This is a genomic window from Actinosynnema sp. NPDC059335 (assembly GCF_042752395.1).
GTDB lineage: Bacteria > Actinomycetota > Actinomycetes > Mycobacteriales > Pseudonocardiaceae > Actinosynnema.
Genome location: NZ_JBHYXZ010000025.1, coordinates 12,127 through 29,909, shown reverse-complemented (window position 1 = coordinate 29,909; position 17,783 = coordinate 12,127). Strand labels below are relative to the sequence as shown.

The window sequence follows — 17,783 nt, the reverse complement described above, 5'->3', positions numbered from 1 at the left end:
CGACACCCACCCGGTCCGAGCCGCCGCACCCCGGCACGAACCACGCCACGCCGCCACGATCCGGCACGAGCCACCGGGTCACCTCGAATCCCGGCACGCGTCGCGGTGGTGGTTCCCGTCGCGGCCCCGATCGCGCTCCACGCCCCGGCCCCTGCCACGCCGGTCGCACCCCCGAGTCGTCCTCACCCCCGGCCCCGGTCGGGAGCGGCGGCGCGGTGGCGGGCCCGGCGGTGGTGGGTCCGGGCCGTGTCGGCCCCGTGGGAGAAGGACGCCGACTCCTCGCCGCGCTGCGGCCCGTCCTGGCGGCGCAGCCGCGGCAGCGCCCGGCCCAGGGCGTCCACCAGGAGGTCGGCGAGGTCGTGGCTGAAGCCGTTGCGCACGACCACCCGGAGCACCGCCAGGTCCTCCCGGTCGGCGGGGAAGGTGTAGGCGGGCACGAGCCAGCCCTGTTCGCGCAGGGCGGCGGAGACGTCGAACACCGAGTAGCCGCGTTCACCCGCGGCGAGGGTGAACGCGAACACCGGCAACTGCCTGCCGTCCGTGACCAGCCGGAACGGCCCCAGCGCGGCGACGCGGTCGGCGAGGCCGGACGCGACGTCGCGGCAGTAGAGCTGGATGCGGCGGTACCCCTCCCGGCCGAGCCGCAGGAAGTTGTAGTACTGGGCCACGACCTGCGCCCCGGGCCGGGAGAAGTTCAGCGCGAACGTCGGCATCTCGCCGCCCAGGTAGTTGACCTTGAACACCAGGTCCTCGGGCAGGGCCTCGACGTCGCGCCACACCACCCAGCCCACACCGGGGTAGACCAGGCCGTACTTGTGCCCGGAGGTGTTGATCGAGGCCACCCGCGGCAGCCGGAAGTCCCACTCCAGGTCCGGGTCGCAGAACGGGGCGACCATCGCGCCGGAGGCGCCATCGACGTGCACGGGGACGTCCCACCCGCGTTCCTCCAGCAGCCGGTCGAGCGCGGCGCAGATGTCGGCGACGGGTTCGTAGCTGCCGTCGAACGTGGACCCGAGCACGGCCACGACCCCGATCGTGTTCTCGTCGCAGTGCTCGACGGCCCGCTCGGCGGTCAGGTGGAACCGGTCGCCCTCCATCGGCACGAGCCGGGCCTCGACGTCCCAGTAGTTGGCGAACTTCTCCCAGCAGACCTGCACGTTGACGCCCATCACGAGGTTGGGCCGGTCCGCCGGCAGGCCCGCGGCGCGGCGGCGGTGCTGCCAGCGCCGCTTGAGGGCCAGCCCGGCGAGCATGCACGCCTCGCTGGAGCCGGTGGTGGAGCACCCGGTGGCCCGGTCGGGGTCGGCGGCGTGCCACAGGTCGGCCAGCATCCGCACGCACCGCTGCTCCAGCTCGGCGGTGCGCGGGTACTCGTCCTTGTCGATCATGTTCTTGTCGGCGCACTCCGCCATCAGGTCCCGGGCCTTCGGCTCCATCCACGTGGTGACGAAGGTGGCCAGGTTGAGCCGGGCGTTGCCGTCGAGCATCAGCTCGTCGTGCACGACCTGGTAGGCGGTCTCGGCGTCCAACTGCCCGTCGGGCATCCGGTCGCGCGGTATCGACACCGGTTCGCGGGTGAACACCGGGTTGACGGCGACGTCGCGCCGCGGCCGGTCCGCCGGGTTCGCCAGGGACATGGCAGGGCCTTTCGGTAGCGGTTCAGCCGCCGGACTGCGAGGCGGCGGCGTGCGCGCCGAGGTCGTCCAGGGTGAGCCGGTGGCGGGGCGGGTGGTCGAGCACGACGCGCCGGGTGGACCGCTGCCGCGCGTCCACGTGCAGCAGCTCGCCGGGGCGCAGCTCGTGCCAGCCGGGGTCCTCGTCCATGCGCTCGCTGGCCACGACCACCGCCGGGTGCTCGGCCAGCGCGCCGGACCGGGCCCGGATGCGGCCGGCGGTGCTCGCGTGCTCCAGGTGCCTGCCGCCGTGCGGGCCGCCCGCGCCGCGGCGCAGCACGAACAGGTCGTGCGTGTCCGGGTAGCGCAGCGCGTACAGCTCGGACGGCGTGGTGAGCACGAGGTTGACCGCGTAGACCGGCAGGTGCTCGGCGGCCCACCGGACGGCGGTCGTGATCGCGCCGGCGAGGTCGCCGCCGTTGGCGTCGGTGTGCTTGGTGATCAGCGCGAACAGCCGCTCCGAGTCGGTGTCCCCCGCCACCAGGTCGCGGTGCTCGCCCAGCTCGGCCTCCAGTGCCGGGAGGTCGCCGAGGACGCCGTTGTGGGCGAACAGCCGGCCGCGCTGCTCGAACGGGTGCGTGTTGCGCGGGTCGAGGCCGCCGGTGGAGGCGTAGCGGATGTGCGCGAGGAACGTGGTCGACTCGCGCTCCTTGGCCTCCCGGGCGAACTCGCCGTCCCGGTAGGCCGCCAGCGGCCGCTTGTCCACCCTCGGCGCGCCGTCGGCGTCGAACACGCCCAGGCCCGTGCCGTCCGGCTCGCGCCTGCTCTGCGCCGCCAGGCTGTCCGGGGCCTCCAGCAGCCAGAACGTCGCCCGCACCCGCCGGGGTGCGGCGGAAAGCCCGAACAACCGGCACACCGTGCGCTCCCTCGGCCACGTCCACGTCCCGCCGATCCTCCCCCCGTCGCCCCGCGCCCGCAGGGCCGCCACGCGATCCGGTGACGCGGCCGCCGGGGACCCTCGGGGTGGCCGAACACACACTCACCCTTCCGGGTGGCGGTCCGTCGCCCCCTGATTCCCGTGGAGAACCCCTGGAAGACGAGCGGTGACCACGCAGTGACACGGATCGATGCGCCCCCCAAGGGAAACCCACGCGTTTCGGTGAAAGCGGGTCGGGCACTCGCGTGGGGTTGTTGTGGTTCCCCGCTCGACGCCGTACCGTCGGTGTGGTCTGCCCGCCACATACGCAGTGCGGATCGACGAATCGGGTTGAGCAGAAGCTCGGTTGTTGGTTTCGTGCCAGACCGAGGAGTGTGCCCCATGGGCGACACCTGCACCGAAAGCACGACACTGACCGTCACGACCACCTCCGACCACGACGGCACGGCCGTGGTCCGGGTGACCGGCGAGATCGACCTGGCCTGCGAGGAGTCGGTGCGCGCGGCCATCGTCGCGCAGCTCGGCCGGCGGCCGGCCGCGCTCGTGCTCGATTTCACCGAAGTCGAGTTCTTCGGCTCCACCGGCCTCCAACTCGTGGTCGACGCGTACGGGAGCGCGACGCGACTCGGCCTCGGGTTCGCCGTGGCGACCGACCGCCGCGCCGTCCTGCGCCCCCTGGAGATCACGCTCGTGCGCGAGACCGTGGACGTCCACCCGACCGTGCGGGACGCGCTCAGCGCGGTGCGAACGGCCGGCGGCATGTCCGCCGCGCACCGGTGACCGCACCCAAAACACCGATATCCGACGCTCCGGACCGCCTCGCCGAAATGCGAACCGCGCTGATTCCCGGTTAGCTACGTGACGGGGCAGTACCCGTGACCGGTTCGAGCGGATTCGCGGGCGGTCGAGCGCTGCCCGCGGTGCGTTCACGGTGACGACGGGGACGGTGTTGGACGGGCGGCGTCGAGAATCGCTGGCGCGGATGATCGCGGAGTGCGCGGTGGAACCGGCACGCGCGGACTGGGCGCGTGCCGTGTGCGGGGTGTGCGTCGACGCCGTCACCGGCGTGGACGGCGCGGCGTTGACGTTGCGCAGCGGCGCGCGCACCCAGGAGGTGCTCGGCGCGAGCGGGCCGTGGGCGGCCGTGTTGGAGGAGCTCCAGTACACGCTCGGCGAAGGACCGGGGGTCGAGGCGTTCGCCACCGGCGACCCGGTGCTCGTCGCGGACGTGCGGACGAGCCAGGCGCGGTGGCCGGGGTTCGCGGGGTCGGGGACGACGGCGGGCGTGGGCGCGGTGTTCGCGTTCCCGCTGCGGGCCGGCGGCATCGGGGTGGGCACCCTGGACCTCTACCGGCGGCGGCCGGGCGGCCTGTCCGCCGACGCGCTCGCCGACGCCGCGGTGCTGGCGGACCTGACCACGATCGCCCTGCTCCAGCACACCGAGCGCTCGGGCGAGAACGGCCTGCGCGGCGTCATCTCGTACGAGGACGTCAACATGGCGACCGGGATGCTGGCGGCGCAGCTGCGGATCGACCTGGAGGACGCGTCCGCGAGGCTGCGGGCGCACGCGTTCGCCACCGACCGCTCCGTGCTCGACGTCGCCGGTGACGTGCTGGCGCGCCGCATCCCGCTGGACCGGCTCACGGGGTGACCGCGACGCCCGTCACGCCCCGCCGCCCAGGACCTCCTCGATGAAGCGCTCGGCGTAGTCGCGGAGCTTGACGTTTTCCCGCTGCGACCGGTCGACCAGCATCGAGAACGCCTCGTCGGCCGACACCCGGTGCACGGCCATGACGATGCCCTTGGCCTGGTCGATCACCGCCCGCGAGGTCAGCGCCAGCCCGAGCTGCGCCGCCTGGTCGCGGGCGTGCAGGTGGCGGCGGGCGTTGCGCATCGCCGCGCCCGCCGCGGTGCTGAACAGCTCGACCAGGGCCGCGTCCAGCGGGCGGAAGTCACCCGGTTCGGCGCGGTAGAGGTTGAGCGAGCCCGGTTGCTCGTCGTCCACGTGCAGCGGGGCCGACAGGTACGACGTCACGCCGCGGTGTGCGACCGCCGCGCCGAAGGCCGGCCACCGGTCCGGCACCTCGGCGGCCGCCGCGCGCACGAGCCGCCGCGTCCGGGCGGCCTGGAGGCACGGCCCCTCGCCGGTGCGGTACTGGGCGAGGTCCATCTCCACCGCGTCCCGACCGGACGCCGCGCCGGTCGTCGGCCCCTCCTCCGACAGCAGCGTCACGCTCACCGAGCCCACGTCCGGGATCGCGCGGACCACCTGCTCGCACACCCGGTCGAGCAGGACCGCCAGGTCCTCTTCCCGGTCCAGGTCCTCGCACAGTTCCGACAACGCGCCCGTCACGCCGCCCAGCCGACGAACCAGCACCTCGGTGACGTGATCTTCCACCGGACCGCGCCGCCCGCCCATCGCCACCCTCCTCCTCGGTCGGTACCGCCGCGCCGCCGCACGCGACCCCAGTACCGTGCCCATTTCGCCACGCCGTCACACTTCCGCGGCCCGATCGGAGGCGGTCCCGGGGTGTCGTGGGTGCTCGTGACGGGTTCGCCCGCCGGAACCGTCCAGGCCGCCATGGCGCCGCGCCGACCTGCGGTTCACCGGCGTCGGGCGCGCAGCACGCCGGTCGCCATCGGGAGGGTGAACCCACCCGACGCGGTCTCCGGGCGGTGTGCCAGGTACGCCCGGATGCGGTCGAGCACCGCCTCCCGTTCCGGTTCCGGCAGGACCAGCACCCCCGCGCGCGTCGCCAGGGTGGCGACGAGGGACTCGGCGGTGCGGCGCTGCCCGTGCGGGAACTCCGCCCGTTCCGGCTCGCCGAACGGGGAGCCCGGACCGGTCGGCAGCAGGCCCGCCGTCGCGGCGCGCCACTCGCCGACGGTGTCACGTGGACCGATGGCGGCGCTCCCGGCGACGCGTGCGAGCCCGGCGACCCAGTCCACCCGGTCGTCCACGACGTTCCACAGGCCGCTCAGCACACCTCCGGGCACGAGCACCCGGGCTATCTCGGGGCCCGCGAGCGCCATGTCGAACCAGTGCAGGGCGTTCCCCGCCGGCACGGCGTCGACGGACGCGTCGGGCAGGGGGATCGCCTCGGCGCCGCCGGACAGGGCGCGGGCGGTCGGCAGGGCACGGCGCAGTTCCGCCAACATCGCCGGGTCGGGCTCGACCGCGACGACGTCGACGCCCAGCGCGACCAGCGTGCCGGTGAGCTTGCCGGTGCCGGCCCCCAGGTCGAGCACGCGTGCGCCGGGAGCGCGCTCCAACGCCCAACGCACCGCGGCCTCGGCGTAGTCCGGGCGGTGCTCGGCATAGGCCGCCGCCGCCGTGCCGAACGACGAAGCAAGACCCGGCCGTTCCACGTCGCAGTCCTCCGGGAGGCGTCCGGCCGCGCCGTCCTCATCGGACCGGGGAGCCGGGTTGGACGGTGAATCCCCGTGGCTATGCTACCGCGATGATCACGGGGGGCCGATGACTTCCGCGTTACCCGGGGGTCGGGCGGCGCGGGCGGTCGCGGCGGTGGCCCGGGTGTGCGTCCGCCACCGGTTCACCGTCATCGGGGCGTGGGTGGTGCTGGCGCTGGCCCTCGTGGCCGCCGCACGGGTGTTCGGCACGCCGACCGACAACGACGTGAGCCTGCCGGGCACCGACGCGCAGCTCGTGCGGGACCTGACCGCGTCGCCGGAGGCCCCGCCCACCTCGGGGACCGTGATCCTGGTGGCCCCGGACGGGCGGCTGGACGACCAGGCCCGCGCCGGCGTGCTGGCGGCGACGGCGGAGTCCCTGCGCCGGGCCGGGCACGTGACGACGGTGGACCCGCCCGCGACGCGGGACGGCTCGCTGTCCGCGGACGGGCGCACCGGCTGGTTCGCGGTGGGGCTCGACGTGCGCCGGGCCGAGCTGACCGAGCCCGTGGCGCGGGCCGTCGTCGAGGCCGCCCGGCCCGCCGCCGACGCCGGGCTGCGGGTGCTGCCCGGTGGCGCGTTCGCCCAGGTGGTCGACGGGGCGGGCAGCACCGGCGACGAGTCGTTCGGCCTGGTCCTGGCCGCACTCGTGCTCTTCCTCGCCCTCGGGGGCCTGGTCGGCGCGGTGCTGCCGCTGCTGGCGTCCGGCCTGGCGGTGCTCGCGACGCTGGAGACCGTGGGCCTCGCCGGGAACCTGACCCCGATGCCGGCGCAGGCGGCCACCCTGGCGCTCATGGTCGGGCTCGGCGTCGGCATCGACTACTCGCTGTTCCTGCTGAGCCGGTTCCGCACGCTGGCGCGGTCCGGGCTGGGGGTGCCGGACGCGGTCGAACGCGCGGCCGCCGACTCCGGCACGGCGGTTCTCTTCGCGGGTGTGACGGTCGCGGTCTCCCTCGCGGGGCTGGGGCTGACCGGGGTGCCGCTGCTGCGGACGCTCGCCTGTACGTGCGGGGTCGCGGTGCTGTTCGCCGTGCTCGCGGCGCTCACCCTGTTGCCCGCGCTGACCTCCCTGGCCGGGCGGCGACTCGCCCGCGGCGGCGCGCTGCACGCCCGACTGACCCGCCGCGCCCGTTCCGCCGGCCGCTCGGCCGTCCACCACCCCGCCGATCCCAGCCGCCACCCCGCCGGTCACCCGGCCGATCCCGTCGGCCGGCCCGCCGGCCACCCGGCCATCGAGCGCCCCACCGATCACCCGGCAGACCTCCTCGACCGCCCTGCCGAGGACCGGCGGGCGCGCACCGCCGAGCACGCCGATCGCTCGGCTTATCCCGTCAGCCCCGGTCGGTGGGCGCGCTTCGCCGATCGGGTGACCGGCCGACCCGGACCGGCGGGCGCGGTCGCGGTCGCGGTGCTGGCCCTGCTCGCGGCCCCGGCGGTAGACCTGAGCCTCGGCCAGTTGGACGCCGGGTCCTCGCCGCCGGCCACCGCGGTCCGCCAGGCGGACGACGCCATCGCCGCGGCGTTCGGGCCGGGCGCGGGCACGCCGCTCGTCGTGCTCGGCCGGCCTGCCACACCGGTCACCGATCCGCGGGACCCCCGCCTGCCCGCGCTCGTGGCGGCGGTCCGGGCCCAGCCGGGGGTGGCCGTCGCCGGGCCGCCCACGCCGTCCCCGGACGGGCGCTTCGTCACGGTCCGGGTGATCCCCTCGACGTCGGGCGGCGACCCGGCGACGGCGGACCTCGTCCACCGCCTGCGCGACCGGTCCGTGCCCGGCATGACCGTGCACGTCGGTGGCTCCGCCGCCGCCCGGGTGGACCTCGCCGACCGCGTCACCGACAAGCTCCCCCTCGTCATCGGGGCCGTGCTGCTGCTGTCGGTCGCGGTCCTGCTGGTGGCCTTCCGCGCGCCGCTGCTCGCCGTCAAGGCGGCCGTCATGGACCTGATCTCCATCGGCGCGGCCTACGGCGTCCTGACGGCGGTGTTCACGTGGGGCTGGGGCGTGACGTGGATCGGGCTGTCCGGTCCGGTGCCGATCCCCAGCTTCGTGCCGCTCATGCTGTTCGCCCTGCTGTTCGGCCTGTCGATGGACTACGAGGTGTTCCTGCTCGGCGACGTCCGCCGGCGTCGGCACGAGACGGGTGACAACCTGCGCGCGGTCCGGGACGGCCTGGTCGGCACCGGCGGCGTGATCACCGCGGCGGCGGCGATCATGGTCGGGGTCTTCCTCGCGTTCGTGCCCCACCACGACCCGACGATCAAGATGTTCGGCGTCGGCATGGCGGTCGCGATCGCCGTGGACGCGACCGTCGTCCGCTGCCTGCTCGTCCCGGCCACGATGGCGCTGCTCGGCGAGCTGACGTGGTGGACACCGCGCCGTCGCCGGACCGGGTCGGCGCACCCGGGTTCCGGTACCGCTCCCAGGCGCTGAGCACGCCGCGGTCGACCCGTTCGGGCGTCAACCCGCCGACCCCGGGGCTCGATGCCACCGCCGACCCTTCGCGCCGGCGAAACTTTTTCGATCCGGCTTGTTGACACCGGGACACGGGCGTTCGTACGGTCTACTCCACTGCCGTTGGCCCCGGAAGAGCCGTGGGTGCCAACAACATCGGCAGTGGCACGAACACGCGATCAACCTCTGTCCACGACGTGGCCCACAACCTGGATAGCGCTTTCCATGGTGGCGAGCGACCAGCTTGAATCGTTTCACCGATGACAGCGACGTCATCATCCGCCACCATGACCGGATCGGACACGTCAGGCCGTTTCTGGGAGCGCTCCCAGAGGTGCCAGAGCGAATGGAGCAACGGTGCTCAGGAACTCGCGGGTGCGAGTGGTCGTCGCCGGCGCGGCGATCAGCGCGCTGACCGCCGGCCTCGCGGTGGCGGGAGTGGCCTCGGCCGCCCCCGGCTGCGAGGTCGACTTCACGGTGCAGAACAAGTGGCAGGGCGGGTTCTCCGCCAACGTGACGATCACCAACCTGGGTGATCCGGTGGACGGGTGGCGGTTGGCCTGGTCGTTCCCCGGTTCGGAGCGGTTCGACCAGGGGTGGAACGCGGTGTTCGCCGCGTCGGGGGCGTCCGTGACGGCGTCCAATGTGGACTGGAACCGGTCCATCCCGACGGGCGGCACGGCGTCGTTCGGGTTCAACGGGACGATGAGCGGCAGCGAGGTGGGCACGCCGTCGTCGTTCGCGCTGAACGGCACGATCTGCACGGGCGATGTCGGCCCGACCTCCACCTCGACCAGCACGACCACCACCACGACAACGACGACCACGACCACGACCACGGTTCCCGGTTCGGGTGATCCGACGGGTCGTCGGCAGGTGGAGCGCTTGGACCGCGGTGTGGTGAGCGTGCGGTCCGGGAGCGGGAACCTGGTGAGTTGGCGGTTGTTGGCGGGTGATCCGCGCTCCGTGGGGTTCAACGTGTACCGGGGTGGGACGAAGGTGAACTCGTCGCCGGTGACGTCGTCGACCAACTTCCTGGACGCCGGCGGGGCGGCGGACGCGTCGTACACGGTGCGGGCGGTGGTGGACGGGGTGGAGCAGCCGGCCTCGCCGGCCTCGCTGTCGTTCGCCTCCGGGTACCGGGACGTGCCGATCCAGTCGCCGGGCAGCGGCTATGTCGCCAACGACGCGAGCGTGGGCGACCTCGACGGCGACGGTGACTACGAGTTCGTGCTCAAGTGGGACCCGGACAACGCCAAGGACAACTCGCAGTCGGGCGTGACCGGCAACGTGTTCATCGACGCCTACCGGTTGGACGGGACCCGGTTGTGGCGGATCGACCTGGGCCGCAACATCCGGGCGGGCGCGCACTACACGCAGTTCCAGGTGTACGACTTCGACGGCGACGGTCGGGCCGAGGTGGCGATGAAGACCGCGGACGGGACGCGGGACGGTCGCGGCACGGTGATCGGCAACGCCTCCGCGGACTACCGCAACTCCTCGGGGTACGTCCTGTCCGGACCGGAGTTCCTGACGATGTTCGACGGCCTGACCGGCGCGGCGGTGTCCACCGTCGACTACGACCCGCCGCGCGGGAACGTGGGCTCGTGGGGTGACACCTACGGCAACCGGGTGGACCGGTTCCTGGCCGGCACGGCGTACCTGGACGGGGCCCGTCCTTCGTTGATCATGGCGCGGGGGTACTACACGCGTGCGGTGATCGCGGCGTGGGACTTCCGCGATCGCCGGTTGGTGAAGCGGTGGACGTTCGACTCCAACGCCTCGGGCAACTCGGGGTACGCGGGTCAGGGCAACCACTCGTTGAGCATCGCGGACGTGGACCAGGACGGTCGGGACGAGATCGTGTACGGCGCGGCCACCATCGACGACAACGGCCGCGGCCTGTGGACCACGGGGCTGGGCCACGGCGACGCCGGGCACGTGGGCGACCTGGACCCGTCACGTCCGGGCCTGGAGTACTTCAAGGTGTCGGAGGACTCCTCGAAGCCGGGTTCGTGGTTCGCCGACGCCCGCACCGGTCAGCGGTTGTGGACCACGGCGTCGGGCAGCGACAACGGTCGCGGCGTGTCCGACGACATCTACGCGGGCAGCCCCGGCGCGGAGTCGTGGTCCAACGCCGACAGCCAGCTGCGCGACACCCGCGGCACCGCCATCGGGCGCAAGCCGTCCTCGGCGAACTTCGTGATCTGGTGGGACGGCGACCCGACCCGTGAACTGCTGGACCAGACCCGCATCGACAAGTACGGCACCGGCGGCGACACCCGCCTGCTCACCGGTTCCGGCGTCGCCTCCAACAACGGCACCAAGGCCACCCCCGCCCTCAGCGCCGACCTCTTCGGCGACTGGCGCGAGGAAGTCGTCTGGCGCACCACCGACAACCGCGCGCTCCGCATCTACACCACCCCGCACCAGACCGACCGGCGCATCCCCACCCTCATGCACGACACCATGTACCGCGTCGCCGTCGCCTGGCAGAACACCGCCTACAACCAACCACCACACCCGAGCTTCCACATCGGCAACGGCATGACCACCCCGCCCTGGCCCGACGTCCACTACGCCGACTGACCGCACCACCCGCGTGCGCCCGACCGACTCGGGCGCACGCGGGTGCGTGGCGGGGTGCCGCTCAGGCGTCGCCGCGCAACGAGCGGCGGATCTCCTCCAACCTGTCGAGGCCGGCTTGCCGCCGCGCCTCGAACCGGTCCTCGACCGCCTTGGCCTCCGGGGTGGCGGTGGCGAGTTCCTCCGCGCCGGCGCTCGTGCCGATGCGGCTCTCGATGCGGTCGCGCACGTGCTCGAAGGTCGGCACGCCGTCCTCGGTGTAGTCACCGGGCGGTACGACCGGCGCGGCCGACTCGACCTCGACGATCTCGGCGTCGAGCACAGGTTCCTGGTCCGGGTTCATCGCCCTGCTCCGTTCGTGGTGCCGACCACGAGCCTACCTCCGCCGCGGCGCGCGGTGGGCCGCCGCCGACCGGGTCAGCCCGCGCGGACGACGGAGTAACCGACCCCTTCGACCGCCGCCGTGATCGCCGCTTCGTCGGCGTCGCCGGTGACGCTCAACCGGCCGCCGTCGAGGTCCACCGCGACGTCGGCCACCCCCGACACCCCCCGGACGGCGCTGGTGACCTTGGACGCGCAGCCACCGCACGTCATGCCCTGGACGACGAAGTCCAGCCCTCCGGCCGGCGCGGTTCCCACGGGCGTCTCACAGCTGTTGCACATTCGCGCACATCCTCTCGGTGAATACCCTGAGGGGGTATGCGACGGACGCTAGCACACGTGCGGTGGAGGGGTGTGCCGGTGTCCGGGGCCGCCCGTGTGGCGGCCCCGGTGGACGGCGCGTTCGCCGAGGTGGTCGGGGTCAGGACACCTTCGGGTGAATCTGGGTCTCCCGGCCCGTGACGGCGTCGATCGCGAACACCCGCTCGACCCTCGGGTTGGCCTGGAGCGTCGGGAAGTCCGCCAGCTCGACGGGGTCGCCCTCGGCGTGGTTGGGCCCGACGAGGACGTACACGTCGCCACTCGCGCTGCGCGCCGGGCTGGCCGTGACGGTGTCCGAGACCTCGGGGGTGGGCCGGTCGGCTTCGGTGCCGGTGCCGGTGGTCGTGTCGGTGCCGGCAATTGTGTCGGCTCGGTCGCGGCCGTCCAGGTTGGTCATGAACTCGGCGAGGTCCATGAGGGAGTGCCGTTGGCCGTCGACGTCGATGGTGTCGCCGGCCCAGAAGAACGACCCTTCGCCCTTGGTGGCGAGGATGTCCCGGATGTTCTCCAACCAGCGCTCCCCCTCCTCCGCAGGGAGGTCGCGCAGGTCGAGGTGGGGCCGGTCGTCCACCGTAGTGACCGGGAACCCGTGCCGCTCGCGCCCGGTCTCCCCGGCCTCCCCGGTCTCGCCGTTCCCACCACCGCCCGCGCCGCCTTCGTGCTCGCGGCCTTCGTGCTCAAGGTCCCGGTGGTGCTCACGGCCTTCGCGCTCACGGCCTTCGTGCTCACGGTCGCCCCGGCCGCCCTTGTCGCCGTCCGACCGGTCGCCGGGGAGCACCGTCTCCGGCGTCAGCCCACCGGCGGGCGTCGTCGAACCACCGCCCGCGGAACCGCTCGGGACCGGCGGCGGGTCCGGGATCTCCGGGAACTCAGGCACCGGCGCGGGAGCCGGCGTCGAACCACCGGCACCGCCACTCGAACCGCCACTCGAACCGGCACCTGCACTGGCACCGAGGTCCGGCACCGGCGGCTGCTTGAAGAGGTCCTTCGGCACCTCCGGGATCGGCGGCGTCGCCGGCGGCGTCACCGCACCGCCCGCGGAACCGCTCGGCACCGGCGGCGGGTCCGGGATCTCGGGGAAGTCGGGGATCGGCGCGGGAGACGGAGCCGACGCGCCGCCCGCCGAACCACCCGCCGAACCGCCACCCGTCGAACCGCCCGCCGAGCCGCTGCCCGCCGAACTGCCGCCCGTCGAACCGCTCTGCGTGAGGGTCGGGTCGAGGGTCCCGAGGGACGTCCCGGCCGAGCCTGCGGAACCGCTCGGGACCGGCGGCGGGTCGGGGATCTCCGGGAACTCCGGGACCGGCGCTGGTGTGGGTGGCGGCGTGGCGGTCTGGGCGGCGACGGTCTGGTCCGCGGTTGGGGTGGCTGCGGTGTGGGCGGCGGCGGTCCGGTCGGCCGTGGTGTGGGCGGCCGAGGTTTCGGCGGCTCCGGATTCGAGGGCAGCGTCGGTGGAGGTGGGTCCTGCCGAAGGGCCGGAGGTCGGGGGTGTTTGGCCCGAGGGCCCGCCGGCCTGGTTGACCGAGGTGTCCGGGGTGGGCACGTCGGTCGTCGGCGCTCCCCCGGTCTGACCGGTGGCACCGGGGTTCGGGGTCGGCTGCGGGCCGCTCTGGGACGTCGGTGCGCCACCGCCGCCACCGCCACCACCACCGCCGCCGCTACTGCCGTCACCGCTGCCGCCGTCGCCGCCGGACGCGCCCGGGAGGGTGCCGGAGGTCTCGGTCGGGTTGAGGCCGGTGAACTGCTCGCCGTTCGCCCGGTCGGCCTCCAGGTGGGTCTGCGCGGTCGCCTTCACGCCCTCGCCGACGAGCCCCAGCGTGGAGGCGGCCTTGGTGACGACCTCGACCGACCTGCGGGCGGAGGCGTTGAACGCCTCGGCGGCGAACGTGCCGGCGCTGCCGAACGCGGTGCCGGCCAGCGTCAGCCCGGACAGCTTCGACGACACCTCCTGGTAGCCGGCGCGCAGTTCGTCGGCCTGCTGCTGGAGGGTGTCCATCGCGGCCGGGTCCATCGTGAAGCCGGAGCCGGCACCCGGCGGGGGTGTGCCGAGCGTGGTGGGTGTCGGGTTGGTGACCATGGGGGTTGCCTCCGCGGAACGCAGGGGGAAGGGGGTGTCGGCCGGGCGGTCGGGGCCGCCGTGCGCCTACTCGGTCTCCTCGACCCTGTGGGCCGCCATCCGCTGAACGGTTCGGTCGGCCGCCTCCACCGGTTCGGCGGAGCGGTAGTAGGTGACGGGCTCGGCGGGCCGCGTCATCGGCTGGACCGGGTGGTCGGCGGTCGCGTGCGGCAGCGGCTCCGCCGGCACGCGCGTGGCCTGCAGGAACGGCTCCGCCTGGACGGTGCGCGTCGCCTGGAGCAGCGGCTCGGCCTCGACGTGGTGCGCCTGCACCACCGACTCGCGCACGGCGTGGCGCGGCTGGAGCGGCTCACCCGCCGTCATCGGGCGCAGGGGTTGCGCCTCGTCGGCGACCACTGCCCGGCCGACCTCCATCGGACGCAGCGCCACGGCTTCGTCCGCCTGCCGCACCGCCATCGGCCGGTGGGCCACCGCTTCGTCGGCCGCCACCAGACGCCCGCTCTCCATCGGCCGGAGGGCCACCGCCTCGTCCGCCTGCCGCACCGCCATCGGACGCAGCGCCACCGCCTCATCCGCCTGCCGCACCGCCGTCGGACGCAGCGCCACGGCTTCATCCGCCCGCATCCCCGGCTGCCGCACCGGCTCGTCGGCGACCAAAGCCCGCCGTGCCTCCATCGGCCGCAGGGCCTCGGTCGGCCGCTGCACGGCCATCGCCCGCGTCGCGGTCGCCTCCCCGCCACCGGCGACGGCCTCGAACCGCTCCCAGCGCTGACCGATCTCGTCGGACAGGTCGTCGAGCTGCTTCACCCGGTCGACCTGGCGGGTCAGCGCCGCGTTCAGGTCGTCCATCTTCGCCGCGACGCTCGCGCCGAGCTGGGACGCGCTGTCCACCACCGAGCCCAGGAAGATCGCGATCGACGCGCCGAACGTGGCCGGGGCGAAGACGTACGCGGTGATCGCGCCCGGCACCAGCGAGTCGGAGAACTGACCGACGGTGTAGAGCACGGCCTCGCGCAGCGCGCGCACCATCGCGCCGGTGTGCTCGACCACCACGCCCTTCGTCGCCACCGCGTCGGCCAGCGAACCCAGTTCGTCGCCGAGCGCGTCCATGCTGACCTGGTACGCCTCCTGCGCCTTGCCGGTCCACCCCTGCGGCCGGGCGAGCGTCTCCCGCTGGACCCGCGCCAGCTCGCGCAGGCCCTCGGCGGCGGAACGGATCGCGTCCACGGCCGCCTGCACGTTCTGCGGGTCACCCTGGAGCCGGTCGATCGGCTCGCGCAGGAACGCCACGTAGTCGACGGCCCAGCCGGGGCCGCCCCCCCCCCCCCCCGACCCGCTGGACCGCCCGGTGCACCGCGTCGCCCTGTGGCCGAGCCTGACCGTGCGGGAGTCCTGCGGCGCGCCGGGACCGCAACCGCCTGTCGGCCGTACCGGCGTCGACGGCGCACGACTGAACGATTGATTGCACACCGATCGACACCCCACCACGATGGGACGCGGCCGAACGCGAAGGGGGCCGCGATGGGGCGGTATCGGTTGCACGTCAACGGCGAGCGGCGCGAGGTGGACGTGCCCGGCGAGACGCCGCTGCTGTGGGCGTTGCGGGAGCAGCTCGGCCTGCTCGGCCCCAAGTACGGCTGCGGCGTGGGCGCGTGCGGCGCGTGCACGTCCCTGGTGGACGGCGCGGCGGCGCGGCCGTGCGTCACGCCCGTGGCCGAGGCGCAGGGCAAGCGGATCACCACCGTCGAGGGCCTGTCCGAGGACGGCGACCACCCCGTGCAGCGGGCGTGGCTGGAGCTGGACGTCGCGCAGTGCGGCTACTGCCAGCCCGGCCAGATCATGTCGACGGTCGCGCTGCTGGCCGCCAACCCCGACCCGGACGACGACGAGATCGACGCCGCGCTGCGCGACAACGTGTGCCGCTGCGGCACGTACACGCGGATCCGGGCGGCCGTCCGGTTGGCCGCGCGGTGGAAGCGGGGCGAGCGGTGACGATCAGTCGGCGGACGTTCCTCGGCGGCGTGCTCGTCGTGTCCGTGCCGCTGTCCCGGCCGGGCGCGGCGGAGGCGGCGGACGGGTTCGCGCCCTCCGCGTTCGTGCGGCTGGACGACCGCGGCCGGATCACCGCGACCGCGCCCAAACCGGACTCCGGGCAGGGCGTGCGCACCGTGGTGGCGCTGCTGGTCGCCGAGGAGCTGATGGTCGAGGTGGACGACGTGCGGCTGGAGCAGGCGCACGGCGACCCGGCCCGGTTCGGGCCGCAGGGCGTGGGCAACTCGTTCTCCGCGCGGCAGCTGCACGAGCCGCTGCGCCGGGCCGCCGCCACCGCCCGCTGCCTGCTCGTCGCGGCCGCCGCGCGCCGGTGGGGCGTGCCGGTCGAGGAGTGCGCGGCGCGGGACGGCGCGGTCCGCCACGGCCACCGGGTGCTGCGGTACGCGAGCCTGGTGCGGGACGCGGCGGCGCTGGACCCGGCGACCGTGCCGGTGACGCTGACCCCGCCGGAGCGGTGGCGGCTGCTGGGCCGCACGCGCGCGGGCCGGGTGGACGCCCGGGCGATCGTCACCGGCCGGGCCCGGTACGGCATCGACACCCGCCCGCCGGGCGCGCTGGTCGCCGTCGTGCTCCGGCCGCCGTGGATCGGCGCGCTGGTCGACGGGGTGGACGACGCCGCGGCGCGCGCGGTGCCCGGTGTGGTCGCGGTGACACCGCTCGACCCGGCCACGGCCGGTCAGGGCGGGGTGGCGGTGATCGCCCGGTCCACGCCGGAGGCGTTGCGCGGCCGGGAGGCGTTGCGGGTGACGTGGCGCGGCGGCACGCCCACCGCGGACAGCCGGCAGTGGCTCGCGGAGCTGGAGGCCGCGCTGCCCGCCGTGCCCGGGGCGCCCGGACCGGTGGCGTTCGAGGCCACGTACCGGCTGCCGCTGCTGGCGCACGCGCCCATGGAGCCGATGAACTCCACCGCGCACGTGACCGGCACGGGCGTCACCGTGTGGACGCCCACCCAGGACCCCGGCACGCTGCGCGCGACGCTGGCCCGGCAGTTCGGGCTGGACCAGGCGGCGGTGCGGGTCGAGGCGACGCTGGCCGGCGGCGCGTTCGGCCGCCGCATCGAACCCGACCCGGTGCTGGAGGCGGTCGCCTGCTCACGGGCGGTGGGCGCGCCGGTGAGCGTGCTGTGGACCCGGGACGACGACATGCGGCACGACTCGTACCGGCCGATGTCGGTGCACCGGCTGTCCGCCGTGGTGGACGCGGCGGGTGTGCCGACGTGGCGGGCGCACGGCGTCGCGACGTGGCCGCTGTCCGTCGCGCCGTTCTTCGCCAACCCCGCCGTCGTCAAGGCGGCCGGCGACCACTTCCCGTACGGGGTGGCGGGCCGGGTGGACGTCGCCCTGAAGGGCTCGCCGCTGCGCACCGGGTTCTGGCGCGCCGTGTACTCGGGCCACTTCCAGTTCGCCGAGGAGGTCTTCCTGGGCGAGCTGGGCCGCCGGGCCGGGCTCGACCAGGTGGAGCTGCGACGCCGGCTGCTGCCCGCCGACTCGCGCCTGCGGCGGGTGCTGGACGCGGCGGCGGCGCGGGCCGGGCGGGCACGGCCGGGCGTGACCCGCGGGGTGGCGTGCCACGAGGAGTACGGGTCGGTGATCGCCGTGGTCGCCGACGCCGCCGACGGCCGGGTCCGCCGGGTGACGGCGGCCGTGGACGTGGGGCCGGTGCTGCACCCGTCCGGGGTGCGGGCGCAGGTCGAGGGCGGGGTCGTGGACGCGCTGTCCACCGTGTTCGGGGCGCAGATCACCGTGCGGGACGGCCGGGTCGCCCAGTCGTCGTTCCGGGACTACGCGTGGGCGCGCATCGACCGTGTGCCGGACATCGACGTGGTGCCGGTGGCGTCGGACGCCCCGATCGGCGGCCTGGGCGAGCTGGCCTACCCGCCCGCGGCGGCGGCTCTCGCGCTCGCCTCCGGGCTGCCGCTCACCGGCATGCCGGTCGGCGTCGACGTGGGCTGACCCC

At 74.6% G+C, this 17,783-nt stretch carries 14 protein-coding genes; 6 read left to right on the top strand and 8 right to left on the bottom strand.

The features are described 5' to 3' along the window. Positions 1-182 precede the first annotated feature (182 nt). Positions 183-1,637, bottom strand: a complete 1,455-nt coding sequence (locus tag ACFXGA_RS11040; RefSeq protein WP_378086557.1) for a glutamate decarboxylase — start codon at positions 1,635-1,637, stop codon at positions 183-185. Positions 1,638-1,659: 22 nt separating this feature from the next. Beyond that, positions 1,660-2,529 carry a class II glutamine amidotransferase gene (locus tag ACFXGA_RS11035; protein WP_378086555.1) on the bottom strand — a complete coding sequence of 290 codons (870 nt, stop codon included), beginning with the start codon at positions 2,527-2,529 and terminating at the stop codon, positions 1,660-1,662. Between the two features lie 402 nt (positions 2,530-2,931). Between ACFXGA_RS11035 and ACFXGA_RS11030 the strand changes: the two genes are divergently transcribed. After that, positions 2,932-3,330 (top strand): STAS domain-containing protein, encoded by a 399-nt coding sequence (locus ACFXGA_RS11030; protein WP_378086553.1) that lies wholly within the window; start codon positions 2,932-2,934, stop codon positions 3,328-3,330. Between the two features lie 151 nt (positions 3,331-3,481). Continuing rightward, on the top strand, positions 3,482-4,201 hold the full coding sequence (locus tag ACFXGA_RS11025) for a GAF and ANTAR domain-containing protein (protein ID WP_378086551.1): 720 nt from the start codon (positions 3,482-3,484) through the stop codon (positions 4,199-4,201). Positions 4,202-4,213: 12 nt separating this feature from the next. On the opposite strand, the gene ACFXGA_RS11020 is transcribed toward ACFXGA_RS11025, so the two are convergent. Beyond that, entirely contained in the window at positions 4,214-4,969 is a 756-nt protein-coding gene (locus tag ACFXGA_RS11020; protein ID WP_378086549.1) for an ANTAR domain-containing protein, read from the bottom strand. A 185-nt stretch (positions 4,970-5,154) separates the two neighbouring features. Then, a complete protein-coding gene (locus ACFXGA_RS11015) occupies positions 5,155-5,919 on the bottom strand; it encodes a class I SAM-dependent methyltransferase (protein WP_378086547.1) in 765 nt (254 codons plus the stop codon). Between the two features lie 109 nt (positions 5,920-6,028). On the opposite strand from ACFXGA_RS11015, the gene ACFXGA_RS11010 reads away from it, so the two are divergent. Beyond that, a complete protein-coding gene (locus tag ACFXGA_RS11010; RefSeq protein ID WP_378086545.1) occupies positions 6,029-8,389 on the top strand; it encodes an MMPL family transporter in 2,361 nt (786 codons plus the stop codon). A 378-nt stretch (positions 8,390-8,767) separates the two neighbouring features. Then, positions 8,768-10,999: a cellulose binding domain-containing protein gene (locus ACFXGA_RS11005; protein WP_378086543.1), complete on the top strand. Its 2,232-nt coding sequence runs from the start codon at positions 8,768-8,770 to the stop codon at positions 10,997-10,999. A 61-nt stretch (positions 11,000-11,060) separates the two neighbouring features. On the opposite strand, the gene ACFXGA_RS11000 is transcribed toward ACFXGA_RS11005, so the two are convergent. The 4 genes from ACFXGA_RS11000 to ACFXGA_RS10985 all read right to left on the bottom strand — a co-directional run bounded on the left by ACFXGA_RS11000 (position 11,061) and on the right by ACFXGA_RS10985 (position 15,065). Further along, on the bottom strand, positions 11,061-11,339 hold the full coding sequence (locus ACFXGA_RS11000) for a hypothetical protein (RefSeq protein WP_378086540.1): 279 nt from the start codon (positions 11,337-11,339) through the stop codon (positions 11,061-11,063). 74 nt (positions 11,340-11,413) lie between these two features. Beyond that, positions 11,414-11,635 (bottom strand): heavy-metal-associated domain-containing protein, encoded by a 222-nt coding sequence (locus ACFXGA_RS10995; RefSeq protein ID WP_378086538.1) that lies wholly within the window; start codon positions 11,633-11,635, stop codon positions 11,414-11,416. A 163-nt stretch (positions 11,636-11,798) separates the two neighbouring features. Next, positions 11,799-13,775: a hypothetical protein gene (locus tag ACFXGA_RS10990; RefSeq protein WP_378086535.1), complete on the bottom strand. Its 1,977-nt coding sequence runs from the start codon at positions 13,773-13,775 to the stop codon at positions 11,799-11,801. 66 nt (positions 13,776-13,841) lie between these two features. Beyond that, on the bottom strand, positions 13,842-15,065 hold the full coding sequence (locus tag ACFXGA_RS10985; RefSeq protein WP_378086533.1) for a hypothetical protein: 1,224 nt from the start codon (positions 15,063-15,065) through the stop codon (positions 13,842-13,844). Between the two features lie 231 nt (positions 15,066-15,296). Between ACFXGA_RS10985 and ACFXGA_RS10980 the strand changes: the two genes are divergently transcribed. Both ACFXGA_RS10980 and ACFXGA_RS10975 read left to right on the top strand, forming a co-directional pair. Continuing rightward, positions 15,297-15,767, top strand: coding sequence for a (2Fe-2S)-binding protein (locus ACFXGA_RS10980; RefSeq protein WP_378086531.1), 471 nt, complete (start codon positions 15,297-15,299; stop codon positions 15,765-15,767). Then, complete coding sequence (locus ACFXGA_RS10975) at positions 15,764-17,779, top strand: molybdopterin cofactor-binding domain-containing protein (protein ID WP_378086528.1); 2,016 nt, start codon at positions 15,764-15,766, stop codon at positions 17,777-17,779. Before ACFXGA_RS10980 ends, ACFXGA_RS10975 begins: the two co-directional genes overlap by 4 nt. Positions 17,780-17,783: the final 4 nt, after the last annotated feature.

Bases quoted from the DNA above. Each gene is read 5' to 3' on its own strand.
- ACFXGA_RS10990 (WP_378086535.1), bottom strand. From the start codon at position 13,775: ATGGTCACCAACCCGACACCCACCACGCTCGGCACACCCCCGCCGGGT.
- ACFXGA_RS11010 (WP_378086545.1), top strand. From the start codon at position 6,029: ATGACTTCCGCGTTACCCGGGGGTCGGGCGGCGCGGGCGGTCGCGGCG.
- ACFXGA_RS11040 (WP_378086557.1), bottom strand. From the start codon at position 1,637: ATGTCCCTGGCGAACCCGGCGGACCGGCCGCGGCGCGACGTCGCCGTC.
- ACFXGA_RS10980 (WP_378086531.1), top strand. From the start codon at position 15,297: ATGGGGCGGTATCGGTTGCACGTCAACGGCGAGCGGCGCGAGGTGGAC.
- ACFXGA_RS11030 (WP_378086553.1), top strand. From the start codon at position 2,932: ATGGGCGACACCTGCACCGAAAGCACGACACTGACCGTCACGACCACC.
- ACFXGA_RS11020 (WP_378086549.1), bottom strand. From the start codon at position 4,969: ATGGGCGGGCGGCGCGGTCCGGTGGAAGATCACGTCACCGAGGTGCTG.
- ACFXGA_RS11000 (WP_378086540.1), bottom strand. From the start codon at position 11,339: ATGAACCCGGACCAGGAACCTGTGCTCGACGCCGAGATCGTCGAGGTC.